The following is a 24,646-nucleotide window of genomic DNA, read 5'->3' on the forward strand; positions in this document are numbered from 1 at the left end:
CCGACTAGCCGACGCTGCGCGGCAGTCGAAGGCTCAGGAGTGCCGTGAGCGCGATCGCCGCGAGCTGGATGAGCAAGGTGACCGCCAGCGCCTCCCGCATCCCCGCGGAGGAGGCCAGGCTCAGGAAGAGGGTGCCCAGCGTGGCCACCCCCAGCGCCAGCGCGGACTGCTGGGTGGTCGCCAGGACCCCACTGCCCACGCCCGCCCGCTCGGAGGGGACGTCGGACAGCACGATCCGCATCAGTACGGGCAGTTGGAGCCCCTGGCCGAAGCCGGCCAGCGCCGTACCCGGCGCCAGGCCCGCGATGCCGAGTCCGTCCCAGCCCCACCACACGGTCGCCGCGATCGTGATCACGCCCACGGCCTGGATCAGGCCGCCCGCCGTGACCACCCGGCTGCCGAACCTGCCGACCAGGCGCGGCCCGGCGAGCGAGGCGACGAAGAAGGCGCTCGCCATCGGCGCCAGGGCCAGACCGGCGGCGACAGGTCCCATGCGCAGCCCCTGCTGCAGGGCGACGGCGATCACGAACATGAAGCCGCCGAAGCCGATCGAGAAGGGCAGCACCATCGCGAGTCCGCTGCGCAGCGAGTGCAGCCGCAGCAGGCTCGGCGGCACCAGCGGAACCTCACCGCGCCGGTCCGCAGCCCGTTCGGTCAAGAAGAAGGCCGCCGCTGCGAACGGGAAGACGGCCAGCGAGATCCAGGTCCACAGCGGCCAGCCGGCCGCTCTTCCCTCGGTCAGCGGGGCCAGCAGGGTGATCAAGGACAGTGCGAGAAGCAGCGTCCCGGGCACGTCGACCGGGGCGGGCTTCTCGGCGCGGGTCTCCGGGACGGCACGCGCCGCCAGCACCAGGCCGACGATCGCGACCGGCACATTGACCAGGAAGATCGCACGCCAGCCGGAGCCGGCGATGTCGGCCGCCACCAGTACGCCGCCGAGGATCTGCCCGGCGACCATGGAGAGCCCGGCCGTCGCGCCGTACAGGCTCATCGCCTTCGCCCTGCGCTCACCGGTGGTCGTGGCCTGGATGGTGGCGAGCACCTGCGGCATCATCAGCGCGGCCGCCGCGCCCTGCGCCACCCGCGCTCCGACCAGCGACCAGGCACCGGGTGCGAGGCCGCAGGCCAGCGAGGTGAGGCCGAAGGCCGCCATGCCGAGGAGGAAGAGCCGCCGCCGGCCGACCATGTCGCCGAGCCGGCCGCCCAGGACGAGCAGGACGGCGTACGCGACTCCGTAGCCGGCGACCACCAGTTCCAGCACGGCGGTGCTCGCGGAGAGGTCGTGCTCGATGGTCGGCAGCGCGACGTTGACGATGAAGAAGTCGATCAGAGGAAGCGCTCCACCGAGCAGCACGGTGAAGAGTCCGAGCGCGCCGAGCACGGGGGTGGAGTGGTCGTGGCGGCGGACGGTCGGGGTTGCGGTGGACGGGGTGGTCGCAGATGCAGTACTCACGGCATCGAGAATCCTCCAGCACTCAGACGGGTACCAGAGTCTCCTTATCCTGGTAGTAGCAGTACCTGGCAACGGGCTGACGGGTGCGGCACTCTGGATGCATGACCACCATGGCGCCCGAGAGCGATGTACGCAGGCACGAGCTGGCCGCTTTCCTGCGCAGTCGCCGCGAACGCATCACGCCCGAGCAGGTGGGCCTGCCCCGCGGAGCCCGCCGCCGCACACCGGGGCTGCGCCGTGAAGAGGTCGCGCACCTCGCGGCCGTCGGGGTCACTTGGTACACCTGGCTCGAGCAGGCCCGCGAGATCCAGGTCTCGCCGCAGGTCCTGGACGCCATAGCCCGCGCGCTGCTGCTCGACCGCAGCGAGCGCTCCCACCTCTTCTCGCTCGCAGAGGCCGCCGACCCCGCGCCGAACGCCGACTGTCCCACCGCCACGCCCGCGCTCCGGACCTTGATGGAGCAGCTCGATCCGATCCCCGCGTGCATCATGAACAGCCGGTACGACATCCTCGCGTACAACCGCACGTACGGCCGTCTGCACCGGGACCTGGACGCGCTGGACCCGGCGGACCGCAACAGCCTGTGGCTGGCGTTCTGTGACGAGGAGTGGCGGGCCTCGGTCGTCGAGATACGCGAGGCGAGCCGCTTGATGGCCGCCAAGTTCCGTGCCTCCATGGCCGGACACCTCGCAGAGCCCGCCTGGAAGGCGCTGGTCAAGCGGCTGGAGACCGAGTCGCCCGAATTCCGGGAGGTGTGGGCCAAGCACGAGATCGTCGACCAGGGCGGCCGGGCGAAGCACATCCGGAACCGCCATGTCGGCCTGATGCACCTGGAGCACACCAACCTCTGGCTCGGCCCCAGCTCCGGCCCCCGGCTCGTCACCTACGTCCCGATCGACGCGGACTCCCGCGAGCGGCTGGAGCGGCTCTACGCGTTGGCGCCTGTGGCGGCCTGAGCCGTTTCGGGGGCCTCCAGCCTTTCCGCCGTCCGCAGCGCCGTCGTACGCGCCCAGGTGCCGCTCGTCAGCAGACCCACGAGCAGTACGGCCAGACCGCACCCGGTGATGATCCACCAGGCCGGACGGCTCGCGTCGACGAAACCGTCCGCGTACGAAGAGGCGCCGACGCCCGAGGCCAGCACCGCTCCGATCACGGCCACGCCCAGCGTCTGGCCGAACTGGCGGCTGGTGGAGGCGACCGCGGAGGCCACGCCCGCCTGGGTGCGGGGCATTCCGGAGACCGCGGTGTTGGTGATGGGGGCGTTGACCGCGCCGAAACCGATGCCGAAGAGGACGTACCCGGTGAAGAGCAGCGGCAGGGAGGACTCCGCGTCGAAGACCGCGAACAGCAGTCCGCTGGCCGCCATCGTGATGCCCGCGACGACCAGGGAGATGCGTGGTCCGCGGTTGCCGACGACGCGGCCCGAGATCGGCGCGCAGACCAGTGTCATGGCGGCCATCGGCAGCATGTAGAGGCCGGCGTGCAGGGCGGAGAGGCCCCGGACGTTCTGCAGATAGAGGGTGTTGAGGAAGAGGAAGCCGCCGAGTGCGGCGAAGGCGCAGATCGCGATGACCGTGGCGCCGCTGAAGGGCGCGGACCGGAAGAAGCGCAGGTCGATGAGGGGCTCGGCGCGCCGGGGTTCGTACAGGAGAAGGCCGACGAGGGCGGCGACGGCGAGCGCCGCGAAGAGCAGGATCTCGGGGGAGGTCCAGCCCGCCTTGGGCGCTTCGATGATCGCGTACGTCAGGGAGCCGAGCAGCGCGATGACCAGGAGCTGGCCGACGGGGTCGGGGCGGCGGCCCTTGGGGGCGCGGGACTCGGGGATGTAGCGCCAGGTGAGGAAGAGGGCCGCGAGGCCGACCGGGAGGTTGATCCAGAAGATCGAGCGCCAGCCGACGGAGTCGACGAGGAGGCCGCCGATCACCGGACCCGCGGCCATCGAGATGCCGACCACGCCGCCCCAGACGCCGATGGCGCGGGCGCGTTCGCGGGGTTCGGTGAAGGTGTTGGTGATGATCGACATCGCGACCGGATTGAGCATCGAGCCGCCGATCGCCTGGATCATGCGGAAGGCGACCAGCGATTCGAGGTTGGGGGCGACGGAGCACAGGAGCGATCCGACGCTGAAGATGACGAGCCCGGCCTTGAAGACCTTGCGGCGGCCGATGCGGTCGGCGGTGGAGCCCGCGAGCATCAGGAGCGAGGCGAGGACCAGGGTGTACGCGTCGATCGTCCACTGCATCCCGGCGAGGGAGGCGTCGAGCTCCTTCTGCATGGAAGGGAGGGCGACGTTGAGGACGGTGTTGTCGAGACTGACGATCAGCAGGCTCATGCAGCAGATCGCCAGGACCAGCATCCGCCGGCGGTGGCTGAGCTCAGGCATGTGTCGATAGTACGGCTAACTAATGAGTGCCCGCGTACGCGACAATGGGGGAATGACCACGCTCAACATCGGCCCCCACCAGGTGCAGCCGCCCGTCGTGCTCGCCCCCATGGCGGGCATCACCAACGCGCCTTTCCGTACCCTCTGCCGTGAATTCAGCGGCGGGAAGGGGCTGTTCGTCAGCGAGATGATCACGACGCGGGCGCTGGTCGAACGCAATGAGAAGACCATGCATCTCATTCATTTCGACAAGACCGAGACGCCTCGGTCGATCCAGCTGTACGGGGTGGATCCCGTCACAGTGGGCAAGGCCGTGCGGATGATCGTGGACGAAGATCTCGCGGATCACATCGACCTGAACTTCGGGTGCCCTGTGCCGAAGGTGACCAGGAAGGGCGGCGGGTCCGCGCTGCCGTACAAGCGGCCGCTGCTGCGGGCGATCCTGCACGAGGCGGTCTCCAACGCCGGGGATCTGCCGGTCACGATGAAGATGCGCAAGGGCATCGACGACGACCACATGACGTATCTGGACGCCGGCCGGATCGCTGTCGAGGAGGGGGTCACCGCCATCGCGCTGCACGGGCGGACCGCCGCCCAGCACTACGGGGGCACCGCGGACTGGGACGCGATCGCGCGGCTGAAGGAGCATGTGCCCGAGATCCCCGTGCTGGGGAACGGGGACATCTGGTCCGCGGACGACGCGCTGCGGATGGTCCGCGAGACCGGGTGCGACGGGGTGGTCGTGGGGCGCGGGTGCCTGGGGCGGCCCTGGCTGTTCGGGGATCTGGTGGCCGCCTTCGAGGGGTCCGAGGCGCGGGCCACTCCGACGCTTCGGGAGGTTGCCGTGATCATGCGGCGCCATGCGGAGCTGCTGGGGGAGTGGATCGGGGACGAGGCGCGGGGCGTCATCGACTTCCGTAAGCACGTGGCCTGGTATCTGAAGGGGTTCGCGGTCGGCTCCGAGATGCGGCGGGCGCTGGCGGTGACGTCGTCGCTGGCCGAGATGGACGCTCACCTGAGCGGACTCGACCTGGACCAGGCGTGGCCGGTGGGGGCGGACGGGCCCCGGGGGCGTACGTCGGGGAACAACCGGGTCGTGCTGCCCGACGGGTGGCTCAAGGACCCGTACGACTGCTCGGGCGTGAGCGCGGAGGCGGAGCTCGATTCCTCCGGAGGGTGAGTGGGGGGTGCGGCTGGGGTGGGCGCGGTGGGGTTGCCGGGGTTCGTTGTCGGCCGCGGGCCCGTGGTGGTGCGCACGGCCTGCGGCCGCGCTTGTGGTTCCCACCCGCACCACCCGTGCGGGGAGAGGGGCATCGTGCGGGTTTTCCTGTGGGGCTTCCCGCCGTCGGCGGGTGCTGCTCGTGGACCTGGATGGTGCTCGTGGCAGCCTGCCGGTGTCCACGAAGGGGTCCGGGATCTGGGATTCCGGGGGTTCTCAGCGCGTGATTCTCGCCACCCTTGATAGGGGTGGCGCTCAGATGAGCGATTTCGAGGTGCATGCATCTCTCCAAAGGGTGGCACTGAGTGCCACCCTTTTCTCGTTCGATGGATCGAGCCGTCCTCACCCGGTGTGAGTGGAATGCAGAATTCCCGTTGCGCTGCGTACTGTTCACTTTAAGAGGTGAACGCAGGGTGTGGGCTGTTGCTACTCGTCCGTCACTTTCGATCTGCTGGCGGACGAGTGGTTAAGGCCGTATGACGGGCAAGTGGACGTACCCAGACGCCTTCGATCTGGGTATGTTCCTCGCCGTCAGGGCAGCCACCGCGTCGTCGAGGAGTCGAGACCCGTGTCGGAAAACAAAGATCCTCACGTAACGAAGTTCGTCTACGACTTCACCGAGGGCAACAAGGATTTGAAGGATCTGCTCGGCGGGAAGGGTGCGAACCTCGCCGAGATGACCAATCTCGGCCTGCCCGTCCCTCCGGGCTTCACCATCACCACCGACGCCTGCAAGGTCTACCTCGACAGCGGCGACGAACCGGCCGAGCTCCGCGCCGAGGTGAGTGCACACCTCGACGCCCTGGAGAAGAAGATGGGCAAGCGGCTCGGCCAGGCCGACGACCCGCTGCTCGTCTCCGTCCGGTCCGGAGCCAAGTTCTCCATGCCCGGGATGATGGACACCGTCCTCAACATCGGGCTTTCCGACGAGTCGGTCGTCGGGCTCACCGCCCAGGCCGGTGACGAGCGCTTCGCGTGGGACTCCTACCGCCGGCTCATCCAGATGTTCGGCAAGACGGTCCTCGGCGTCGACGGCGATCTCTTCGAGGAGGCCCTCGAAGAGGCCAAGCACGCCAAGGGAGTTGTCAGCGACGTCGACCTCCCCGCCGGTGAGCTGAAGAAGCTCGTCAAGCACTTCAAGAAGATCGTCGAGCGGGAGGCGGGGCGTGCGTTCCCGCAGGACCCGCGCGAGCAGATGGACCTCGCCATCCACGCGGTCTTCGACTCGTGGAACACCGACCGCGCCAAGCTCTACCGTCGCCAGGAGCGCATCCCCGGCGACCTCGGGACCGCGGTGAACGTGTGCTCCATGGTCTTCGGCAACCTCGGCCCGGATTCAGGCACCGGCGTCGCCTTCACCCGTGACCCGGCCTCCGGGCACCAGGGCGTGTACGGCGACTACCTGCAGAACGCCCAGGGCGAGGACGTCGTCGCGGGCATCCGCAACACCGTGCCGCTCGCCGATCTCGAGGCCATCGACAAGGCCTCGTACGACCAGCTCATGCAGATCATGGAGACCCTGGAGACCCACTACAAGGATCTCTGCGACATCGAATTCACCATCGAGCGCGGCCAGTTGTGGATGCTGCAGACGCGCGTCGGCAAGCGCACAGCCGGTGCCGCCTTCCGCATCGCCACCCAGCTCGTCGACCAGGGGCTCATCGACGAGGCCGAGGCTCTGCAGCGTGTCAACGGCGCCCAGCTCGCGCAGCTGATGTTCCCGCGCTTCGACGAGAGCGCCAAGGTCGACCTGCTCGGGCGCGGCATCGCCGCATCCCCGGGTGCGGCGGTCGGCAAGGCGGTCTTCGACTCGTACACCGCGATCAAGTGGTCGCGCTCCGGCGAGAAGGTCATCCTCATCCGCCGCGAGACCAACCCCGACGACCTCGACGGCATGATCGCCGCCGAGGGCATCCTGACCAGCCGCGGCGGCAAGACCTCGCACGCGGCCGTCGTCGCGCGCGGCATGGGCAAGACCTGTGTGTGCGGCGCCGAGGAGATCGAGGTCGACACCAAGCGGCGCCGGCTCACCGCGCCCAACGGGATCGTCATCGAAGAGGGCGATGTCGTCTCCGTCGACGGCTCCACCGGCAAGGTGTACGCGGGCGAGGTGCCCGTCGTGCCGTCCCCCGTCGTGGAGTACTTCGAGGGGCGCATGCACGCGGGCGCCGACGACGCGGACGAGCTGGTCGCCGCCGTGCACCGGATCATGGCGTACGCGGACCGGGTGCGCCGCCTGCGCGTACGCGCCAACGCCGACAACGCCGAGGACGCGCTGCGGGCGCGGCGCTTCGGGGCCCAGGGCATCGGGCTCTGCCGTACCGAGCACATGTTCCTCGGCGAGCGGCGCGAGCTCGTGGAGCGGCTGATCCTCGCCGACACCGACGACGAGCGCGAAAAGGCACTGGGTGCCTTGCTGCCGCTGCAGAAGAAGGACTTCATCGAGCTTTTCGAGGCGATGGACGGACTTCCGGTGACGGTGCGGCTCCTCGACCCGCCGCTGCATGAATTCCTGCCCGACATCACGGAGTTGTCCGTGCGCGTCGCCCTCGCCGAGTCCCGCAAGGACGCCAACGAGAACGACCTGCGGCTCCTTCAGGCCGTCCACAAGCTCCACGAGCAGAACCCGATGCTGGGGCTGCGCGGTGTACGGCTCGGACTCGTCATCCCCGGCCTCTTCGCCATGCAGGTACGGGCCATCGCCGAGGCCGCCGCCTCGCGCAAGAACGCCAAGGGCGACCCGCGCGCCGAGATCATGATCCCGCTCGTGGGCACCGTCCAGGAGCTGGAGATCGTCCGCGACGAGGCCGACCAGGTCATCGCCGAGGTCGAGGCCGCGACCGGGGCCAACCTCAAGCTGACCATCGGCACGATGATCGAACTGCCGCGGGCCGCCCTGACGGCGGGGCAGATCGCCGAAGCCGCGCAGTTCTTCTCCTTCGGCACGAACGACCTCACCCAGACCGTGTGGGGCTTCAGCCGCGACGACGTGGAGGCCTCCTTCTTCACCGCGTACCTGGAGAAGGGCATCTTCGGGGTCTCCCCGTTCGAGACCATCGACCGGGACGGGGTGGGCGCGCTGGTGCGCAGCGCCTGCGAGGCCGGGCGCGCTACGCGGCCCGACCTGAAGCTCGGCGTCTGCGGCGAGCACGGCGGCGACCCGGAGTCGGTGCACTTCTTCCACGAGGTCGGGCTCGACTACGTCTCCTGTTCGCCCTTCCGCATTCCCGTCGCCAGGCTCGAAGCCGGGCGTGCGGCGGCGGAGTCGCGCGGCAGCGACAGCAGGTAGCAGACCTCCGGAGCCGCCGCCGGGCCGGGAGCCTGACCCTCACCGAACCGGACCTGCGGCGGCTCCGGATTCCCCAGCGCCCGAGGGGCGGTCACCCTGTGCGGGGGCGGCCGCCCCTCAGGCGTTGCCGGCGTCCAACTCGTCGAAGACCCGCTGGGCCGTCGCGAAGGCCGAATTGGCCGCCGGGACACCGCAGTAGACCGCTGTCTGGAGAAGGACCGCGCCGATCTCGGCCCGGGACAGACCGTTGGTGAGAGCCGCCCTCACATGCATCGCCAGCTCGGTGTGGTGGCCGTGTGCGGTCAGGGCGGTGAGCGTGATGCAGCTGCGTGTACGGAGGTCGAGCGTCGGGTCGGTCCAGATCTCGCCCCAGGCGTACCGGGTGATGAAGTCCTGGAACGGGGCCGTGAAGGGGGTCGTCGCGGCGGTCGCCCGGTCCACGTGTGCATCGCCGAGTACCGCGCGGCGTACGGCTGTTCCGGTTGTCCCCGTTGTGGGCGCGAAGTGCTGGACCAGGGCGGCGGTCACCGGCTCCGGGCGCTCCACGCCTGCGAGATGGGCCGCTCCCGCGACTTCCAGGAGCGTCGCGCCGGGGATCGCGTCCGCCAGCTCGCGGGCGCTGGAGGGCGGAGTGGCCGGGTCTTCGCGGCCCGCCACCACTAGGGTCGGTGCCTTCACGGCGGGCAGCGACTCGCGCAGGTCGAAGGTGGCCAGGGCGTCGCAGCAGGCTGCGTACGCGGCGTCGTCGGTGGCGCGCAGGTCGTCAAGGAGCGCCCGGGCTGCGGGTGTTGAGGCGAACGGCTGTGAGAACCAGGTGCCCGGGCGGCTCGCCGCCATGGTTGCGGTGCCCTTTTCTCGTACGAGCGCCGCACGCTCGCGCCACGTCGGCGCCGAGCCGAAACGGGCCGCCGAGCACACCAGGGCGAGACGGTCCACGCGCTCGGGGTGGTGAAGCGCCAGGTGGAGACCGACCGCGCCGCCGATGGAGATCCCGGCGTACGAGAAACGCTCCCAGCCCTGTTCATCGGCGAGGCGCAGGACCAGCGCGGCCAGATCGGCGATGCGCGCCGAGCCGTCGAGCGGGATGAGGGAGGCGGGGGAGCCGCCGTGGCCCGGCAGGTCCCAGCGCAGGGTGCGGTGAGTGCGGGCGAGGGCGGGGAGCTGGGGGTCCCAGACGTGGAGAGATGTTCCGACGGAGGGGCCCAGGATCAACGGGGCGCCGGACCGGGGTCCTTCGAGGGTGTGGTGGGCCAGGTCGGTCATCGGCGCTCCAGGGCTCGGTCCGTCAACTCGGCTGCTGCGCCGGTGTATTGGGCGGAGTCCGAGAGGTCGGGGTCGTGGATGAGGTCGGTGAGGGGGACGTGCTTGGTCGTCGCTTCGGCTATCAGTTCTTCTGTACGGGCGCGGCCCAGCGTTGCCGAGAGGCGCTCGCTGATGATCAGGCCGCCGGTGAGGTCGAGGTTCGCGCGCATGCGGGCGGGGTCGACGCGCAGACCGGCGGTGAGCGCGGCGGCGTGCTCGGCGGCGCCTGCGGTGAGGCGCAGGAGGGTGCGCAGGGGTTGCCACTCCGCGTGCCAGGCGCCGGGCGGGCGCTCGTCCTCGGCGATCACCGAGGTCAGGAGGGTCGCGGCCAGGAGGGGGGCCTGGCGGGCTGCCGAGGTGATGAGGGTGGCATGGACCGGGTTTGCCTTGTGGGGCATGGCGGATGAGGTGCCACCGGTGGCCTCGGAGAGTTCGGCGATTTCTGTGCGGGAGAGGGTGAGGATGTCGGCGGCGAGTTTGCCGAGGGCGGTGGTGGTGAAGGCGAGGGTGGTTGCCAGGTCGGCTATGGGGGTGCGGAGGGTGTGCCAGGGGAGGGGCGGGGTGGTCAGCTTTAGGTTCGCTGCGTAGGACTCGACCAGGGGTGTGAGGGTGTGCGGGGGCGGGGCGGCGCCTGCGGCGGGCTGAGTCCCCTGACCCGCCCCTTCCCTGAACTGGGGCTTCGCCCCAGACCCCGTTGCGGGGTCGGGATCGGCAGTCAGCGTCGGGGGGGTGCCCACCCGTTCCGCCCTGCGGAACGACTGCCCACTGGCATACAACGATGCCATCGTGCCTGCTGCTCCCCCCAGTTGGGCCGGGAACTTCAGTGTCCGCAGGCGGTCCCTTGCGTCCAGTACCAGGCTCCTCCAGCCCGCCGCCTTCAAGCCGAACGTCGTCGGGACCGCGTGCTGCGTCAGTGTGCGCGCCGGCATGGGGGTGTCCCTGTGGGTCCTCGCCAGGGTCTCCAGTGCCTGGGCCGTCCTCTCCAGGTCCGCCACCGTCAGCGCCACCGCGTCCCGCGCCACCAGCATCGTCGCCGTGTCGAGGATGTCCTGGCTCGTCGCGCCCCGGTGCGTCTCCTCGCCCAGCAGCGGACGCAGCGCCGCCACCAGCGGGATCACCGGGTTGCCGCCCGCCCGGGCCGCGAGCGCCAGTTCCCGTACGTCCAGAGCTGCCGCGTCCACCGGGGGTGCCTCAAGGCCGCGCGCCCGCAGCAGTGCCACCTCCGCGTCCACCATCGCCTGCAGATACGCCAGGTCGCCCGTCGCCGCCTCCGCCCGCGAGCCCGCGCTCACCGGCGACAGCAGGCCCACGTCGGCGGCCCCGGCCTCAGCGGAAGTCAAGGAACACCGTCTCTCCCTCGCCCTGGAGGCGGACGTCGAAGCGGTACGTGCCCTGCGGCCCGGCTGCCGCCAGCAGCGTGCGGCGGCGTTCCTCGGGGAGCGCGGTGAGCAGCGGGTCGAGGCCGTGGTCCAGGTAGGCCCGGGTGAAGAGGTGGTGGGTGAGGCCGCGGGCGAAGACGCAGACGCTGATGTACGGGGTCCGCGGTGCGAGCGTGCGTACCGTCCAGTGGCCTGCCCCGTCCGTGCCGACCCGCCCGAAGCCCGTGCAGTCGACGCCGTTGCGGTGCAGAGAGCCGGGGGTGCCGTCGCCCTGCCAGAACTCAAGGAGCGCGTCGGGGACCGGGTCGCCGGCCCCGTCGTACACGTACCCGTGCAGGGTGATCGCGTCCGGGTGGCCGGGCGGGGCGATGTCTCCGCCGCCCTCGAAGGGCAGTGCGTAGCCGTAGAACGGGCCCACCGTGTGCGAAGGGGTGGGGAGTTGGGGGGAGGGGGCGGTCATCGGCCTTCCTCGATCCAGGTGGCGGACGGGCCGTCCAGGACGATGTCCCAGCGGTAGCCGAGGGAGAACTCGGGGCTCGACAGGGCGTGGTCGTATGTGGCGACCAGGCGGGCGCGGGCCGCGTCGTCGGTCACCGAGTGGAGGATCGGGTCGTAGGCGAAGAGCGGGTCGCCGGGGAAGTACATCTGGGTGATCAGGCGCTGGGTGAAGGCCGTTCCGAAGAGCGAGAAGTGGATGTGGGCCGGGCGCCAGGCGTTCTCGTGGTTGCGCCAGGGGTACGCGCCGGGCTTGATCGTGGTGAAGGAGTAGGAGCCGTCGGTCGGAGACGTCAACACCCGCCCCACGCCTGTGAAGTTGGGGTCGAGTGGCGCCGGGTGCTGGTCGCGGCGGTGTGCGTAGCGGCCCGATGCGTTGGCCTGCCAGAGCTCGATGAGCTGGCCGCGTACCGGGCGGCCCCGGCCGTCCAGGAGCCGGCCGCTGACGGTGATGCGCTCGCCGAGAGGTTCGCCGGTGTGCCGGCGCGTGAGGTCCCCGTCGAGCTCCGAGACGTCCGCGGGGCCGAAGACGGGGCCGGTCAGTTCCACCGCCTCCGGGTCGCCGCTGATCTCGACGGCGACGAGGGGCTGTTGGGGGTGGCGCAGGACGCTGCTGCGGTACGGCGCGTAGTCGCGGCGGGGGTGGTGGGCGACCGGGCCGCCGCCGGCCAGGGTCTTCTCGTACGCCGCACGCAGCGTCGAGACTTCCGCGTCTATGTGCTGCTGACTGATCGTCATGAGGCCTTCTTGCTCGCTGACTTGAGAGCGCGGAGCGCGGTGAGTTCGGTCGCGCCCGGCGGGGCGGTCGATCGGAGGTGCGGCGCTGTCCGCAGCTCCCAGCCGGTGGCCTCGCGCACCTGCTCGACCGTGACGCCAGGGTGGAGGTCGGTGAGCGTGAGCTCGGCGGTGTCCGGGTCGGGGCGCAGGATGCCCAGGTCGGTGATGACCGCGACAGGGCCCGCGCCGCGCAGGCCGAGCCGGGCGCGGTCGTGGGGGCCCTTGCCGTGTCCGAGCGTGGTGATGAAGTCGAGTGTGCCGACGAAATTGCGCGGCGAATGACGCAGGACCATCAGCACCTGACGGCAGTTGGCGGCGATCTCGGGTGCGCCGCCCGCGCCGGGGAGGCGCCCCTCGGGTCGGTCGGGGCCGCGGTCGATGACCGTGGTGTTGATGTTGGCGAAACGATCCACCTGGGCGGCGCCGAGGAAGCCGAAGTCGATACGGCCGCCCTGCAGCCAGTAGTTGAACATCTCGGGGACCGGGACCACCGCGTCCGCCGTCTCGGCGAGCTCGCCGTCGCCGATCGAGAGGGGGAGGCGGGTGGGCTTGGAGCCGATGGTGCCGGACTCGTAGATCAGGACGAGGCCGGGGTTGACGGTGGCGCGGGCGAGGTTCGCGGCGGTGGACGGCAGGCCGATGCCCACGAAGCAGGTCTTCGCCCCGGCCAGCGCGCGGGCCGCGTTGACCTCCATCAGTTCGTCGCCGGTGTACGCGTTCATCAACTCACCGTCTCCTCGAGCCACTTGCCGAAGGCCTCGCGGTCCCGCGAGACGGGGTCCCAGGCCTGGTAGAAGTCGTTGTCGCGCACCGAGTACCCGCTCGCGTACGAGGGGTGGGCGCCGCCGGGCACCACGGCGACCGCGTCGATCACCCAGCCGGGCAGCACCACCCCGCCGGGGCGCGGAATCAGCGTGTCGACGATCTCCTCGACGGTGACGAGGACCCGGTCGGCCGCCAGCACGGCCTCCTTCTGGACCCCGGTCAGACCCCACATCTGGACGTTGCCTTGCGCGTCCGACTGCTGGGCGTGGATGACGGTGACATCCGGATTGAGGGCGGCGACCGCCGCCAACTCCTCGCCCGTGAAAGGGCAGACGACGGTCGACACGGTGTCGGTGCGCGTCGCCAGGTCGGAGCCGCGGTAGCCGCGCAGGACGGCGAAGGGGAGGCGGGACGCCCCGGCGACGTAGCGGTTGGCCATGCCCGCATGGCTGTGCTCGTCGAGCTCCAGGGGGCGGGGCCAGCCGTTCTCGACGGCGTCGCGGAAGCGGTGGAGTGAGCCGACGCCGGGATTGCCGCCCCAGGAGAAGACCAGTTTGCGCACCAGGCCGGCGCCGATGAGCTGGTCGTAGATGACGTCCGGGGTCATCCGGACGAGGGTCAGATCGGTGATCGACTGACGGATGACCTCGTGCGCGGCGGCGTACGGAATGAGATGCGTGAAGCCCTCCATCGCCAGGGTGTCCCCGTCGTGGATGAGGTCCGCCACGGCGTCGTGCAAGGGGCGTATCTCTGCCATGTCCACCTCGATATACTCAGTGCACTGATTAATTATCCGACGAAGCCGTACACTTCCACCGAGTTGAGTGCACGTCAATGGGTCAGTGCACAGAGCAAACGGGAGTCCAGCATGGCCGCCGCCGACCTGTCCACGCACCCGGGGCACCTGGCCAGACGGCTCCAGCAGGCGCACACGCTGCTCTGGACGACGATGGTCTCGGAGGAGACGACGTCCCCGCAGTTCGCCGTGCTCAACGCATTGGTCGAGAAGCCCGACACCGACCAGCGGACCATCGGCGAACACGTACGCCTCGACCGCTCGACCATCGCCGACCTGGTGGCGCGCCTCGCCAGAAGGGGTCTGGTGGAGCGCGTACGCGACCCCGAGGACGGCCGGCGCAACGTCCTGACGCTCACCGAGGAGGGGCGGAAGGTGCACCGGCGGCTGGTCACGAAGACAGCGCGGATGAACAAGGTCTTCCTCGCGCCTCTCGACGAGGGCGAGCAGCAGACCCTGCTGCGCCTGATCGCGCGGGTGGCGGACGCGGCGGAGGAACTGCGCGGCTGAGCCGGGGCGCGTTTCAGCCCGCTGTGGCACGATTTCGCAGGTGAGCAGCAAACCCGACGCGGCACAGCAGCAGCGCCTGCGCGACCTCGCCCAGCTGCGCAGGGTCCGCGACCGGATAGACCGCGAGTACGCCCGCCCGCTGGACGTCGAGGCGCTGGCCCGCGGGGTGCACATGTCGGCCGGCCACCTCAGCCGCGAATTCAAGCGGGCCTACGGCGAGGCCCCGTACGGCTATCTCATGACCCGGCGCATCGAGCGCGCGATGGCGCTCCTGCGCCGCGGCGACCTCAGCGTCACCGACATCTGCTTCTCCGTCGGCTTCTCCTCACTCGGCACCTTCAGCACGCGCTTCACCGAGCTGGTGGGCGTGCCGCCGAGCACCTACAGGCGTCAGATGGAGGGGGTCACGGCGGAGATGCCGTCGTGCATCGTGAAGCAGGTGACCCGGCCGGTCAGGAATCGAGAAGCGCGCCCGCCGGGCCAGGTCTAGCGTGAATGCCATGGACCTCAGCATTCACCAGACCTTCCTCCCGCACGACGACGCGGACGCCGCGCTCGCCTTCTACCGCGACACCCTCGGCTTCGAGGTGCGCAAGGACGTCGACTACAACGGGATGCGCTGGATCACGGTCGGCCCCGCCGACCAGCCCGGCATCTCCGTCGTCCTGGAGCCCCCGGCCATGGACCCCGGCCTCAACGACGACGAGCGCCGGACGATCACCGAGATGATGGCCAAGGGCAGCTACGCCCGGCTCATCCTCGGCACCAAGGACATCGACGGCACCTTCGACCGGGTGCAGGCCAGTGGCGCCGAGGTCATCCAGGAGCCCATCGACCAGCCGTACGGGGTGCGCGACTGCGCCTTCCGCGACCCCGCGGGCAACCACATCCGCATCAACCAACTGGGCTGAACGGGCCGGTCACGGGGGCCACGCACTTGTCGATGACGGTCCGCTCGCCGGCCGCGGAACCTTCCAGGCAGAGCCGCCCGCCCTTTTCGCGCAGGTCGAGGAAGAACCGTGTGGTGGCCCCGGACTGCTTGAGGTCGTGGACGCGCTCGTCGACATAGCCGAGGCCGTTCAGGACCGTCCTGACCTTGGCGGGGGTGGGATCCTTCAGATTCCACAGCGCCTGGGCGATGCGTTCCTCATGGAGATTGCTCGCACACCAGTCGCGGGCGTTCAACTCGGCCTCGGGCCCCGCCGTAGGGGCGACGGGCACGAACGCGTCGTCCGGCGGCGTCTCCTTCGAGCCGGGCGGGTCCGACTCCCTCGGGCCGGTCGGCGGCCCCTTCGGCGGGGCGCTCGGAGGGCACGACTGTGCGATCTTCGCCAGCATCGCCGTGAAGCCCGCGTCCTGCTGGGCCGAGGCACGGACCGCGGCGGGGGCCGCTGCGGCGACCGCGGGCTTCGACCGCTCCGCAGGGGTGTTCGCCTTCTCGGTGCCGCACGCACCAAGTGTCATGACGGCAAGGGCTGTTGTCGCGATGGTGAGCTGCGCGGCAGGGCTTCTTCTCATGTGCACAGTCTCTGATCGGGCCCGCCTCCGCCACGTGAGTACGTGTACTCACCTGAGGTGGGGATACTCGCTCAGCTTTCCGTGTCCGTGACGCTCCATGGCGCGCCGCGTGGCTGCGGACTTACCCTCGGGCGTGGTCGTCCAGGACCGGGCGTGGGGGAGGGACCTGCGGGACGCCGCCTTCTGTGCGGTGGCCCTCCTCGCCATGCTGCTGATCGTGGACGGCGGACGCGGATCGCTGAGCGCGCTGCGGGGCGGGATGTGGGCTGCGCTCGCGGCGCTCCTGTTCGTCGTGCTGTACCCGCCGCGCGTCAGCGCGGGCGAGGGCTGGCTCGCGGTGCGCGGCCTGCTGGGCGAGCGCCGGGTCTGCACCGCGCAGCTGACCCTGGTGAGGCACTCCGGCGGCGTCGCCCCGCGCCTCGTACTGCTGGATGCGCTGGGGAACCGGGTCGAGATCGACCCCGAGGTGCTCGTCGGAAATCCGCTGCTGTGGCACCGGCTGGACGCGGGGGTGCGCAGCGCGCGCGAGCGCGGGGTGCTGCGCTCCGGCAGCGGGGTCATGGAGGCGCTCGCGGAGCGTATCGACGGCGAGGAGGCGCAGGCCGTCTTCCGGGCTTCCGGGCTCGAGTAGCGGGGGCGGCGGATCACCGGGAAGCTTTTTCCGTACGAGTTTCCGTTCGAGCGATGAGTTTCCCGCCGCCCCGGCGTCCACACTTCCGAAGGGCACGCCACGGGGCGGCCACCACGAGCGAAGGACGCAGCGCCATGACTCAGATGATCTTCGTCAACCTTCCCGTCAAGGATCTGGAGGTCTCGAAGGCCTTCTTCACCAAGCTCGGCTACACGGTCAACGCCCAGTTCACCGACGAGAACGCGTCCAGCATCGTCATCAGCGACACGATCGTCGTGATGCTGCTCAAGGAGGACTTCTTCAAGACCTTCACGACGCGGACGATCGCCGACACCGCGACCACCGTCGAGTCGATCACCTGTCTCAGCGCCGAGAGCCGGGAGGCGGTGGACACGCTGGTGGACACTGCGCTGTCGGCCGGCGGATCGGCCGCGCAGGAGCCCCAGGACCACGGCTTCATGTACGGGCGCTCGTTCCTGGACCCGGACGGCCACCACTGGGAGGTCATGTGGATGGACCCGGCCGCGATCCAGGGCTGAGGCTTCCGGGGCCTCCTGGGCTCAGAGCTTCTTGTACGGCACGCCCGTGAGCTGTTCCGACGCGATCCACAGCCGCTCGCTCGCGATGTCGTTCCGCGTCCACTTCGCCCGCCAGGACGGTGCGGGGGCGCCGCGCCAGCCCAGGCGGCCCGGGCCGGTGAAGGAGTCGGGGCGCACGCCGGGCGCGGTCGCCGCGTACAGGGTGGGGAGGGCGCCGGCCTCCGCGGGCTGGGCGAGCACCCTGTTTCCGAGCTCGACCATGCGCGTCGCGGTGGCACGGCCCTCCATCTTGGTGCCCGCCGTCTGCAGGTTGGTGGCCGCGTATCCGGGGTGCGCGGCAGCCGCGACGACCTCGGATCCCGCGGCCGCCAGACGCCGGGCGAGCTCGTGGATGAAGAGGAGATTGGCCGTCTTGGAGCGGCCGTACGCTACCCAGCGCCGGTAGCGGCGCTCGCTGTTGAGATCACCGATCTCGATATTGGCGATGGCGTGCATCCCGCTCGACACGGACACGACGCGGGCGCCCGGGGTGTCGAGGAGCTTCGGCAGGAGGAGCCCGGTGAGGGCGAAGTGGCCGAGGTGGTTCACACCGAACTGCGTCTCGAAGCCGTCCGCCGTCTGCCCGTACGGGAGTGCCATCACCCCGGCGTTGTTGACCAGCAGATCGAGCCGCTCATGGGGATAGGCGGCCGCGAAGTCCCGTACGGACGCGAGGTCGCCCAGGTCCAGCGGTACGAACTCGGCGTCCGCGCCCGGGACTTCGCGCTGGAGCCGGGTCTGCGCTTCCTTGCCTCTGGTCTCGCTGCGGCACGCGAGCAGCACGCGCGCGCCACGGCGTGCCAGTTCGCGCGCAGCGACGTAACCGATGCCGCTGTTGGCTCCGGTGACGACGGCGGTGCGGCCGCTCTGGTCGGGGATGTCGCTCGCGTTCCAGCCCTGGGTCATGGGATCCAGGGTACGACCGTGTCCGCAGGGCCTCAGGAGTGCATCCCGAACTGGAGTCCCGTGGGCTGCACCGCCCCTGCGCGCAGTGCGACGTTGCCGGCGGTGAGCTGCTGTCCGTAGATGTCGGTGAGGCGGATCGCGGAGCCGCAGCCGGTGCCGTCCTCCGCGAGGAAGTAGTTGAACGTGGCGCGGGGCAGACTGCGCCAGCCGGCGGAGGTGCGGACCTCCAGACGGGCCAGGGGGTTGCGGTGGCCGATCGCCTGGATGCCGCACCAGTAGCGGCTGGAGCCGGTCTTGTAGCGGAGGGAGATCGTCTGTGAGGTGGGCGGGCTGAGCAGGGTCCAGGTGATGGGTATCTGGCCCTTGACGGGGGCGGCCAGCTTCGCGAACGCCTGCGGGCTGAGGTCGAGTTGGCCGGGAGCGCACGGTGCCGGGCATATGTTGGTGATGCGTACGGTGATCGAGGCGCCGCTCGCCGCGTGGACGCGCACGTAGGCGCCGCACGCCTTGGACGCCTCGTAGTCGGCGGTGTTCATCGCGGCGGTCATGTCCGTGCCCGCGGGGCCGTATGTGCAGGCGCCGTCGCCGTCCTTCGTGTCGTAGAAGGTGGCAATGCCCCGGTACGTGGTCCCCGGGCGGATGCGGCCCGCGAGCGAGGCCGTCCCCGAAGCCGCGCGGGGTGCGGCGGAGGACCGGGTCGCCTTGGCGGCGGTGGGCGAGGGGGACGGCCGCTTGGAGCTCGCCGACTTGTGCGGGGAGGGAGAGGGTGAGGGGGCGGGCGCCGGGGTGGACGCACGGCTGCCGGACGGAGTGGCTGCGGCGGTCGTGGCCGTGCCCACGGCGGTGGCGTCGCCACCGTCGGAGTCCAGCACCACCAGGAGCGTGGCGATCAGCGCCACGAGCGCGCCGGCCGCCAGGAGCGCGATCGGGGTCAGTCCCGCGCGGGGTCGGCGTCGGTGCGTACGAGCTGTCACGGGGGTGCCCTCACAGGAGTCGTCGTCGGATGAGGCGCCGGCGTGCGGGGCCTGCCACTCCTGTTGTCGTCACCGACGCCGAAAAGGTTGCCGCGTCAGGCGGCGGCCCCTCCGTCGACCACCAGGTCCGTGCCCACCACGGAGGCCGCGTCGTCCGATGCCAGGTACAGGACGGCGGCGGCGATCTCCGCGGCCGAGGAGATACGGCCCAGCGGCGACTCCTCCTTCATCCGGACCGCGCGGTCCGCGTCGCTCTCGCCGGGGTGCAGGGACATCGCCGACTCGGCAGCTCCGGGGCTCACCGCGTTGATACGGACGCCGTCGGCGATGTGGTCCAGGGCTGCGGCGCGGGTCAGGGCCGAGACGGCGGCCTTGGTGGCGATGTAGCCGGCGGCGCCCTTCACGCGGCGGTGCACGCCGAAGTTGGAGGAGATGTTGACGATCGCGCCGCCGTGCCGCTGCTTCTTCATCTGGGCGACCTGGGCCTGGAGGCCGTAGAGGACGCCGGAGAGGTTGATGTCGAGCTGGAACTTCCAGTCCTCCTCGGAGAGTTCGGCGACCGGGGCGCCGCCCCGGAAGACTCCGGCGTTGTTGACGGCGACATCGAGCGAGCCGAAGCGCTCCACGGTCCGCGCGACCAGGTCCCGTACGGCGGCGGAGTCCGACACATCGGCGGTGACCGCCTCCGCGGTGCCGCCCTCCTTCTCGATCAGGGCGACGGTCTCCTCCAGGGATGCGGCCGTGCGGCCCGCGACGACGACGTTCGCGCCCTCTGCGGCGAGGGCCAGGGCGATGGCCCGGCCGAGGCCGGAGCCCGCGCCGGTGACGAGGGCGGTCCGGGAGGTGAAGCGAGCAGACATCGGGAGCTCCTTGTGTCGAATTAGCGAAATATTGGAACGATTGGTCAATAATTAAGGCATGGGTCAACAGGGCGGTGGGGGTGGAGCGTTCAGTCCAGGAGGGCGAGTGCCTGCTCGGCCGCATCGTGCACCCGGGCCGGGTCGGTCGAGGCCTTGCCGACGATCCGCAGGCCCTGCGCCAGGACGAGGAGCATCCGGGCGAGCGCGCGCGGATCGCGGTCGGCGGGCAGTTCGCCCTGGGCCTGTGCCCGCACCAGCGACGCGTGCAGCAGGGTCTCCAGATGGTCCCAGCTGCGCTCGACACGGCGGGCGCAGGCCGCGTCGTGCGGGCCCAGTTCGGCCGCGGTGTTGCTGACGAGACACCCCCGCAGGCGAGAATCCTCGGCGGTGGACTCGGCGGCGAACCGCCGGAACATGGTCCGCACCCCGGGCAGGGCGGGGCCCGGCCGGGAGAGCTCGGCGATCAGTCCGGGGTCGCGCATCTCGTCGTAGCGGTCGAGCGCTTTGAGATAGAGCTCGCTCTTGCTGCCGAACGTCGCGTAGATGCTGGCGCGGCCGATGCCCAGGTGCTCGACGAGGTCCGCGATGGACGTCGCCTCGTAGCCGCGCTGCCAGAACAGCTCGAGGGCTGCCTGCAGCGCGGCGTCCGGATCGAATTCCTTGGTCCTGGCCATGGAGTCGACCTTAGGCAATATTGGAACGAGCGGTCAAGCAAATAGGTGATCTACTTGACGCGGATCGCGCACTGCATCCGCCGGTCGTGCCCCACCCTCCTCTCCTCTCCGGTCAGCGTCAGCGCGACCGTGTGCCGGATGTCGGCCGGGGCCGATGAGGCGGCGAAGTGCAGCTGCAGGGCGCCCGGTTCGACGATCCGGTCGCCCTCGGGTCCTGTGTACGACGCCAGGTCGGCGTGGAAGGTGGCGTGGACCTCCGCCGACTCGCCGGGGGCGAGATCGACCCGCGCGTAGCCGACCAGGCGGACCACCGGGCGGGCGACGCGGGCCACCGGGTCGTGGACGTACAGCTGGACGACCTCGGTGCCGGCGTGCTCGCCCGTGTTGCGGACCGTGAGCCGGATCGTCGACTCGCCGCCGTCCGCGGGCAGTTCGGTGGTGTCCGCCTCCGGGGCGTCCCAGGCGAAGCTCGTGTACGAGAGGCCGTGGCCGAAGGGGTGGAGGGGCGTCGGGTCGATGGTGCTGGCACCGTGGAGCAGGCCCAGCGGCGGGGTGAGATACGTCCAGGGCTGGGCTCCCGCCTCGTACGGGATGCTCACCGGGAGGCGCCCCGAGGGATTGACCCGGCCGGCGAGGACCCCGGCGACCGCGGAGCCGCCCTCCTCGCCGGGGAAGAACGCCTGGACCACCGCGGCCGCCCGGCCCTCCCAGCGGCCCAGGGCGTACGGGCGGCCGGTGAACAGGGTCAGCACCACAGGGGTGCCGGTGGCGAGGAGCGTGTCGAGGAACTCGCCCTGTCCTTCGGGGAGTTCGAGGTCCTTCGCGTCACAGCCCTCGCCCGAGGTGCCCCGCCCGAACAGCCCCGAGCGGTCGCCGACCACCGCCACGCAGATGTCCGCGTCCGCCGGGTCGCTCACGAAGACCGCGCCGGGAAGCTCGGCGCGCAGCGCTTCGAGGAGGGTCGGGATGGCCACCCCGAGCGGCAGTTCCGGGTGCTCGATGCCCACATGACGGGGGAAGGCGTAGCAGCCGAGCATGGCCGCCGGGTCGTCGGCCAGCGGGCCGACCACGGCGATCCGTGCGTCCGGGGGCAGCGGGAGCGCGCCGTGGGTATTGGCCAGCAGGACCACCGACTCCTCGGCCAACTGCCGTGCCAGGTCCCGCATATGGGGCGGGTCGAGATCGACGCTGTCGGGCGCGGTGGGCGGTTCGCCGTCCAGCAGGCCCAGTTCGCACTTCTGCGTCAGGACACGCAGCGCCGCCCGGTCCACCAGGTCCTCGGGGAGCGGTGCTTCCCCGTAGCAGCGCAGCGCGGGCAGCTCCACGTCCACGCCTGCGGCCAGTGCGAGGCGCGCCGCCCCTGCCCGGGTGTCGGCGAGTCCGTGGGCGGTCTCCAGGAAGGAGACGGCGAAGTAGTCGGCCACCACTGTCCCGGCGAATCCCCATTGCTCGCGCAGGAGTTGGGTCAGCAGGCCCGGGTGCGCGTGCGCGGGAAGTCCGTCCACGTCGTTGTACGCGGCCATCACGGAGCGGGCGCCCCCGTCCCGTACCGCCATCTCGAAGGGAGGCAGGATGACGTCGGCCAGCTCGCGCGGGCCGATGGGGACGGGGGCGTGATTGCGGGCGCCGCGCGAGGCGGAGTAGGCCGCGAAGTGCTTGAGGGTGGCGACGATCCCGGCCGACTCCAGGCCGCGTACGTAGGCCGTGCCGATGGTCGCCACCAGGTACGGGTCCTCGCCGATCGACTCCTCGGTGCGCCCCCAGCGCGGATCCCGTACGACATCGAGCACCGGTGCGAGCCCCTGGTGGATGCCGACGGACCGCATCGAGGCGCCGATCGCCGCGGCCATCTCGCCCACCAGGGCGGGGTCGAAGGAGGCGCCCCAGGCGAGAGGGGTCGGGAAGACGGTGGCCTTCCAGGCGGTGAAGCCGGTGAGGCACTCCTCGTGGGCGACGGCCGGGATGCCGAAGCGGTTGGCGCCCGCGATGCGGCGCTGGAGCGAGACGAGACGGGCGGCGCCCTCGGCCGGTTCGACCGGAGCGGTGCCGAAGGGGCGGGTCAACTGCCCGAGGCCGTACGGGAGAAGGGTGTCGAGATCGAGGTCGTCGGAGAACTCGTTCTGCAGCGGGGCCACGTTCTCGCCGTCGCTGTTCGCGTCCGGCCAGATGCCGTACAGCTGGGCGGTCTTCTCCTCCAGGGTCATCCGGGAGAGCAGATCGGCGGCACGGGCCGGGGCGGGCAGAGCGGTGTCCTGCCAGGGGTGGTTCATCGAACTCCTAGAAGAAGGCGGGGCGTTCAGCCCTTGGTCGCGCCGAGGGTGATGCCCCCGATGAGCTGGCGTTCGGCGACGGCGTAGAAGCCGAGGGCCGGGACCATGGCGAGCACGAGATAGGCGAAGATGCGGGCCGTGTCGGCGGAGTACTGGCCCTGGAACTGCTGGATGCCGACCGGGATGGTCCACCACTTGGGGTCGTTGAAGACCAGCAGGGGCAGGAAGAAGTTGTTCCAGCTCCCGACGATCGCCAGGACCGAGACCGTGCCGAGCGCGGGCCGGGCCATGGGCAGCAGGATGCGCCAGAAGAAGCCGAAGGCGCTGCACCCGTCGAGGATCGCGGCTTCCTCGATCTCGCCGGGGATCTCCCGGAAGAATCCGCGCAGGATGATGATGGTGATGGGCAGTCCGAAGGCGGCCTGCGGCAGGATCACGCCCATCGGATTGTCGAGCAGATCCATGGTCCGCAGCAGGATGAACAGCGGGATGATCGCCACCGCGAAGGGGAGCATCAGCCCCATCGTGAAGATCGAGAAGAGCAACTCCCTTCCACGGAAGGCGAAGCGGGCCAGCGCGTACGCGGCGAGCGCGGACACGCCGACCGTGAGGATCGTGGTGCCGACCGCTATCAGCGTCGAGCTGCCGACGGAGCGCCAGAACTCCATGGAGCCCAGGACGCTCGTGTAGTTCGAGGTCAGCCAGGGATCGGGCAGCCCGAAGAGGTTGTCGGACAGCTGCTTGGTGGATTTGAAGCCGGAGATCAGCGCGAACAGGAGTGGTGTCACCATCACCACGCCGATCAGCCAGACCGTGATGTACACGGGCAGGGTGCGCAGCCGCCTGCGCAGGGCGGTGTTCGCGCTCATCGCGCACCTCGCATGTTCGTCAGGGCGCCCTCGGTGTCGCGGCGCATCACGAAGCGCTGGTAGATGACGGCGAAGATCAGGCTGATCAGGAAGATCGCGGCGCTGATCGCCATGCCGTAGCCGACCTGATAGCGCTTGAAGCCGTACGTGAACATGGAGACCGCCAGGGTCTCCGAGGCATGGTCGGGACCGCCCGCGGTGATGATCCAGACCAGGTCGAAGAGCTGGATGGCACCGATCACGGAGAGGAAGATGCTGATCCGGATCGTCGGGCCGAGCAGCGGCAGGGTGATGTGGCGGAAGCGCTGCCAGGCGTTCGCGCCGTCGAGGCGGGCGGCTTCGTGGAGCTCGGGCGGTATGCCCTGGAGGCCGGCGAGGTACAGCATCATGTGGAAGCCGAAGTACTTCCATCCCATCACCAGGAAGAGCGTCGGCAGAACCGTGGACTGGTCGGCGAACCACAGGCCGCCGAGGCCGTCCAGGCCGATGGATCCCAGCACCCGGTCGGCCAGTCCGCTGTCCGGCGCGAAGATCATCGAGAAGAGGACGCCGGTGATGACCTCGGACAGGACGTACGGGGCGAAGAAGAGCATCCGGTAGAAGGCCCGGCCGCGCAGTTTCTGGTTGAGCATGACCGCCATCGCCAGGGCGAAGGGCAGCTGGAGGACGAGGGAGAAGGCGATCAGCAGGAAGCCGCGCCACAAGTCGCCCAGGAAGACCGGGTCCTTGACGAGCTTGGTGAAGTTGTCGATCCCGACGAAGTCGGACGGCATGTTGAAGCCGCCCCAGTTGAAGAACGCGGTGTACAGCGCGAACAGGATCGGCAGCAGCACCAGCGCTCCGAAGAGCAGCAGTGCGGGGACGGTGAACGCGAAGGCCGTCAGCCAGTCGCGGACCCGGCGGGCCGTCGGGCGGCGCACCGGCCCGCCGGGCGCGGAGGCGGCGGGCAGGGCGCCCGCCGGCTCCTTCCGTATGTGCGTGGGGGTCGAAGTCATCGT

At 70.4% G+C, this 24,646-nt stretch carries 24 protein-coding genes; 8 read left to right on the forward strand and 16 right to left on the reverse strand.

The window, feature by feature from the left end; all coding sequences use genetic code 11:
- Positions 1 to 4 precede the first annotated feature (4 nt).
- A complete protein-coding gene (locus tag AB0H78_RS34540; RefSeq protein ID WP_363238741.1) occupies positions 5 to 1,453 on the reverse strand; it encodes an MFS transporter in 1,449 nt (482 codons plus the stop codon).
- A gap of 101 nt (positions 1,454 to 1,554) precedes the next feature.
- Between AB0H78_RS34540 and AB0H78_RS34545 the strand changes: the two genes are divergently transcribed.
- Entirely contained in the window at positions 1,555 to 2,409 is an 855-nt protein-coding gene (locus AB0H78_RS34545; protein ID WP_363238742.1) for a helix-turn-helix transcriptional regulator, read from the forward strand.
- Here AB0H78_RS34545 and AB0H78_RS34550 read toward each other — a convergent pair.
- Entirely contained in the window at positions 2,382 to 3,836 is a 1,455-nt protein-coding gene (locus tag AB0H78_RS34550) for an MFS transporter (protein ID WP_363238743.1), read from the reverse strand. The two genes, AB0H78_RS34545 and AB0H78_RS34550, sit on opposite strands and share 28 nt — an antisense overlap.
- A gap of 52 nt (positions 3,837 to 3,888) precedes the next feature.
- Here AB0H78_RS34550 and dusB point away from each other — a divergent pair, with 52 nt between their 5' ends.
- Both dusB and ppdK read left to right on the forward strand, forming a co-directional pair.
- On the forward strand, positions 3,889 to 5,016 hold the full coding sequence (dusB, locus tag AB0H78_RS34555) for a tRNA dihydrouridine synthase DusB (protein ID WP_363238744.1): 1,128 nt from the start codon (positions 3,889 to 3,891) through the stop codon (positions 5,014 to 5,016).
- A gap of 607 nt (positions 5,017 to 5,623) precedes the next feature.
- On the forward strand, positions 5,624 to 8,344 hold the full coding sequence (gene ppdK / locus AB0H78_RS34560) for a pyruvate, phosphate dikinase (protein ID WP_363238745.1): 2,721 nt from the start codon (positions 5,624 to 5,626) through the stop codon (positions 8,342 to 8,344).
- A 117-nt stretch (positions 8,345 to 8,461) separates the two neighbouring features.
- Here ppdK and pcaC read toward each other — a convergent pair whose 3' ends face one another.
- From pcaC to AB0H78_RS34590, 6 genes are read right to left on the reverse strand one after another with little or no spacing between them, the layout of a single operon-like run.
- Positions 8,462 to 9,607: a 4-carboxymuconolactone decarboxylase gene (gene pcaC / locus AB0H78_RS34565; RefSeq protein ID WP_363238746.1), complete on the reverse strand. Its 1,146-nt coding sequence runs from the start codon at positions 9,605 to 9,607 to the stop codon at positions 8,462 to 8,464.
- Positions 9,604 to 10,986 carry a lyase family protein gene (locus tag AB0H78_RS34570; protein ID WP_363238747.1) on the reverse strand — a complete coding sequence of 461 codons (1,383 nt, stop codon included), beginning with the start codon at positions 10,984 to 10,986 and terminating at the stop codon, positions 9,604 to 9,606. Before AB0H78_RS34570 ends, pcaC begins: the two co-directional genes overlap by 4 nt.
- Positions 10,973 to 11,485: a protocatechuate 3,4-dioxygenase subunit alpha gene (pcaG, locus tag AB0H78_RS34575; RefSeq protein ID WP_363238748.1), complete on the reverse strand. Its 513-nt coding sequence runs from the start codon at positions 11,483 to 11,485 to the stop codon at positions 10,973 to 10,975. The genes AB0H78_RS34570 and pcaG overlap by 14 nt, the downstream gene beginning before the upstream one ends.
- Positions 11,482 to 12,258 carry a protocatechuate 3,4-dioxygenase subunit beta gene (pcaH, locus tag AB0H78_RS34580; RefSeq protein ID WP_363238749.1) on the reverse strand — a complete coding sequence of 259 codons (777 nt, stop codon included), beginning with the start codon at positions 12,256 to 12,258 and terminating at the stop codon, positions 11,482 to 11,484. Before pcaH ends, pcaG begins: the two co-directional genes overlap by 4 nt.
- Positions 12,255 to 13,019 (reverse strand): CoA-transferase, encoded by a 765-nt coding sequence (locus AB0H78_RS34585; RefSeq protein WP_363238750.1) that lies wholly within the window; start codon positions 13,017 to 13,019, stop codon positions 12,255 to 12,257. The genes pcaH and AB0H78_RS34585 overlap by 4 nt, the downstream gene beginning before the upstream one ends.
- Positions 13,019 to 13,819: a CoA-transferase gene (locus AB0H78_RS34590; protein WP_363238751.1), complete on the reverse strand. Its 801-nt coding sequence runs from the start codon at positions 13,817 to 13,819 to the stop codon at positions 13,019 to 13,021. Before AB0H78_RS34590 ends, AB0H78_RS34585 begins: the two co-directional genes overlap by 1 nt.
- 111 nt (positions 13,820 to 13,930) lie before the next feature.
- On the opposite strand from AB0H78_RS34590, the gene AB0H78_RS34595 reads away from it, so the two are divergent.
- The 3 genes from AB0H78_RS34595 to AB0H78_RS34605 are packed head-to-tail and all read left to right on the forward strand — an operon-like array spanning position 13,931 to position 15,279.
- Positions 13,931 to 14,368 (forward strand): MarR family transcriptional regulator, encoded by a 438-nt coding sequence (locus tag AB0H78_RS34595; protein WP_363238752.1) that lies wholly within the window; start codon positions 13,931 to 13,933, stop codon positions 14,366 to 14,368.
- 40 nt (positions 14,369 to 14,408) lie between these two features.
- Complete coding sequence (locus AB0H78_RS34600) at positions 14,409 to 14,858, forward strand: AraC family transcriptional regulator (RefSeq protein WP_363238753.1); 450 nt, start codon at positions 14,409 to 14,411, stop codon at positions 14,856 to 14,858.
- A 10-nt stretch (positions 14,859 to 14,868) separates the two neighbouring features.
- Complete coding sequence (locus AB0H78_RS34605; protein ID WP_363238754.1) at positions 14,869 to 15,279, forward strand: VOC family protein; 411 nt, start codon at positions 14,869 to 14,871, stop codon at positions 15,277 to 15,279.
- On the opposite strand, the gene AB0H78_RS34610 is transcribed toward AB0H78_RS34605, so the two are convergent.
- Positions 15,263 to 15,886 (reverse strand): hypothetical protein, encoded by a 624-nt coding sequence (locus AB0H78_RS34610; RefSeq protein ID WP_363238755.1) that lies wholly within the window; start codon positions 15,884 to 15,886, stop codon positions 15,263 to 15,265. The two genes, AB0H78_RS34605 and AB0H78_RS34610, sit on opposite strands and share 17 nt — an antisense overlap.
- 109 nt (positions 15,887 to 15,995) lie before the next feature.
- Between AB0H78_RS34610 and AB0H78_RS34615 the strand changes: the two genes are divergently transcribed.
- On the forward strand, positions 15,996 to 16,517 hold the full coding sequence (locus AB0H78_RS34615) for a hypothetical protein (RefSeq protein WP_363238756.1): 522 nt from the start codon (positions 15,996 to 15,998) through the stop codon (positions 16,515 to 16,517).
- Positions 16,518 to 16,651: 134 nt separating this feature from the next.
- Positions 16,652 to 17,056, forward strand: a complete 405-nt coding sequence (locus AB0H78_RS34620) for a VOC family protein (protein ID WP_363238757.1) — start codon at positions 16,652 to 16,654, stop codon at positions 17,054 to 17,056.
- Between the two features lie 21 nt (positions 17,057 to 17,077).
- On the opposite strand, the gene AB0H78_RS34625 is transcribed toward AB0H78_RS34620, so the two are convergent.
- The 7 genes from AB0H78_RS34625 to AB0H78_RS34655 all read right to left on the reverse strand — a co-directional run bounded on the left by AB0H78_RS34625 (position 17,078) and on the right by AB0H78_RS34655 (position 24,643).
- Entirely contained in the window at positions 17,078 to 18,001 is a 924-nt protein-coding gene (locus tag AB0H78_RS34625) for an oxidoreductase (protein WP_363238758.1), read from the reverse strand.
- 32 nt (positions 18,002 to 18,033) lie between these two features.
- Positions 18,034 to 18,975, reverse strand: coding sequence for an expansin EXLX1 family cellulose-binding protein (locus tag AB0H78_RS34630; RefSeq protein ID WP_363238759.1), 942 nt, complete (start codon positions 18,973 to 18,975; stop codon positions 18,034 to 18,036).
- A gap of 95 nt (positions 18,976 to 19,070) precedes the next feature.
- Positions 19,071 to 19,835 (reverse strand): glucose 1-dehydrogenase, encoded by a 765-nt coding sequence (locus AB0H78_RS34635; RefSeq protein WP_363238760.1) that lies wholly within the window; start codon positions 19,833 to 19,835, stop codon positions 19,071 to 19,073.
- 89 nt (positions 19,836 to 19,924) lie between these two features.
- On the reverse strand, positions 19,925 to 20,509 hold the full coding sequence (locus AB0H78_RS34640) for a TetR family transcriptional regulator (protein WP_363238761.1): 585 nt from the start codon (positions 20,507 to 20,509) through the stop codon (positions 19,925 to 19,927).
- 50 nt (positions 20,510 to 20,559) lie between these two features.
- Positions 20,560 to 22,779 carry a glycoside hydrolase family 3 N-terminal domain-containing protein gene (locus AB0H78_RS34645; RefSeq protein WP_363238762.1) on the reverse strand — a complete coding sequence of 740 codons (2,220 nt, stop codon included), beginning with the start codon at positions 22,777 to 22,779 and terminating at the stop codon, positions 20,560 to 20,562.
- Positions 22,780 to 22,805: 26 nt separating this feature from the next.
- On the reverse strand, positions 22,806 to 23,648 hold the full coding sequence (locus AB0H78_RS34650; protein WP_363238763.1) for a carbohydrate ABC transporter permease: 843 nt from the start codon (positions 23,646 to 23,648) through the stop codon (positions 22,806 to 22,808).
- On the reverse strand, positions 23,645 to 24,643 hold the full coding sequence (locus tag AB0H78_RS34655) for a sugar ABC transporter permease (RefSeq protein ID WP_363238764.1): 999 nt from the start codon (positions 24,641 to 24,643) through the stop codon (positions 23,645 to 23,647). Before AB0H78_RS34655 ends, AB0H78_RS34650 begins: the two co-directional genes overlap by 4 nt.
- Positions 24,644 to 24,646: the final 3 nt, after the last annotated feature.

The organism is Streptomyces sp. NPDC050738, assembly GCF_040654175.1.
Taxonomy (GTDB): Bacteria; Actinomycetota; Actinomycetes; order Streptomycetales; family Streptomycetaceae; genus Streptomyces.

What these genes read in the sequence shown, in the direction of transcription:
- AB0H78_RS34645 (WP_363238762.1), bottom strand. Translation starts at nt 22,779, where the DNA reads ATGAACCACCCCTGGCAGGACACCGCTCTGCCCGCCCCGGCCCGTGCC.
- AB0H78_RS34640 (WP_363238761.1), bottom strand. Translation starts at nt 20,509, where the DNA reads ATGGCCAGGACCAAGGAATTCGATCCGGACGCCGCGCTGCAGGCAGCC.
- AB0H78_RS34655 (WP_363238764.1), bottom strand. Translation starts at nt 24,643, where the DNA reads ATGACTTCGACCCCCACGCACATACGGAAGGAGCCGGCGGGCGCCCTG.
- AB0H78_RS34585 (WP_363238750.1), bottom strand. Translation starts at nt 13,019, where the DNA reads ATGAACGCGTACACCGGCGACGAACTGATGGAGGTCAACGCGGCCCGC.
- AB0H78_RS34550 (WP_363238743.1), bottom strand. Translation starts at nt 3,836, where the DNA reads ATGCCTGAGCTCAGCCACCGCCGGCGGATGCTGGTCCTGGCGATCTGC.
- AB0H78_RS34545 (WP_363238742.1), top strand. Translation starts at nt 1,555, where the DNA reads ATGACCACCATGGCGCCCGAGAGCGATGTACGCAGGCACGAGCTGGCC.
- AB0H78_RS34620 (WP_363238757.1), top strand. Translation starts at nt 16,652, where the DNA reads ATGACTCAGATGATCTTCGTCAACCTTCCCGTCAAGGATCTGGAGGTC.
- pcaG (WP_363238748.1), bottom strand. Translation starts at nt 11,485, where the DNA reads ATGACCGCCCCCTCCCCCCAACTCCCCACCCCTTCGCACACGGTGGGC.
- AB0H78_RS34595 (WP_363238752.1), top strand. Translation starts at nt 13,931, where the DNA reads ATGGCCGCCGCCGACCTGTCCACGCACCCGGGGCACCTGGCCAGACGG.
- dusB (WP_363238744.1), top strand. Translation starts at nt 3,889, where the DNA reads ATGACCACGCTCAACATCGGCCCCCACCAGGTGCAGCCGCCCGTCGTG.
- AB0H78_RS34625 (WP_363238758.1), bottom strand. Translation starts at nt 18,001, where the DNA reads ATGACCCAGGGCTGGAACGCGAGCGACATCCCCGACCAGAGCGGCCGC.
- pcaH (WP_363238749.1), bottom strand. Translation starts at nt 12,258, where the DNA reads ATGACGATCAGTCAGCAGCACATAGACGCGGAAGTCTCGACGCTGCGT.
- AB0H78_RS34590 (WP_363238751.1), bottom strand. Translation starts at nt 13,819, where the DNA reads ATGGCAGAGATACGCCCCTTGCACGACGCCGTGGCGGACCTCATCCAC.
- AB0H78_RS34610 (WP_363238755.1), bottom strand. Translation starts at nt 15,886, where the DNA reads ATGAGAAGAAGCCCTGCCGCGCAGCTCACCATCGCGACAACAGCCCTT.
- AB0H78_RS34605 (WP_363238754.1), top strand. Translation starts at nt 14,869, where the DNA reads ATGGACCTCAGCATTCACCAGACCTTCCTCCCGCACGACGACGCGGAC.
- pcaC (WP_363238746.1), bottom strand. Translation starts at nt 9,607, where the DNA reads ATGACCGACCTGGCCCACCACACCCTCGAAGGACCCCGGTCCGGCGCC.
- AB0H78_RS34635 (WP_363238760.1), bottom strand. Translation starts at nt 19,835, where the DNA reads ATGTCTGCTCGCTTCACCTCCCGGACCGCCCTCGTCACCGGCGCGGGC.
- AB0H78_RS34650 (WP_363238763.1), bottom strand. Translation starts at nt 23,648, where the DNA reads ATGAGCGCGAACACCGCCCTGCGCAGGCGGCTGCGCACCCTGCCCGTG.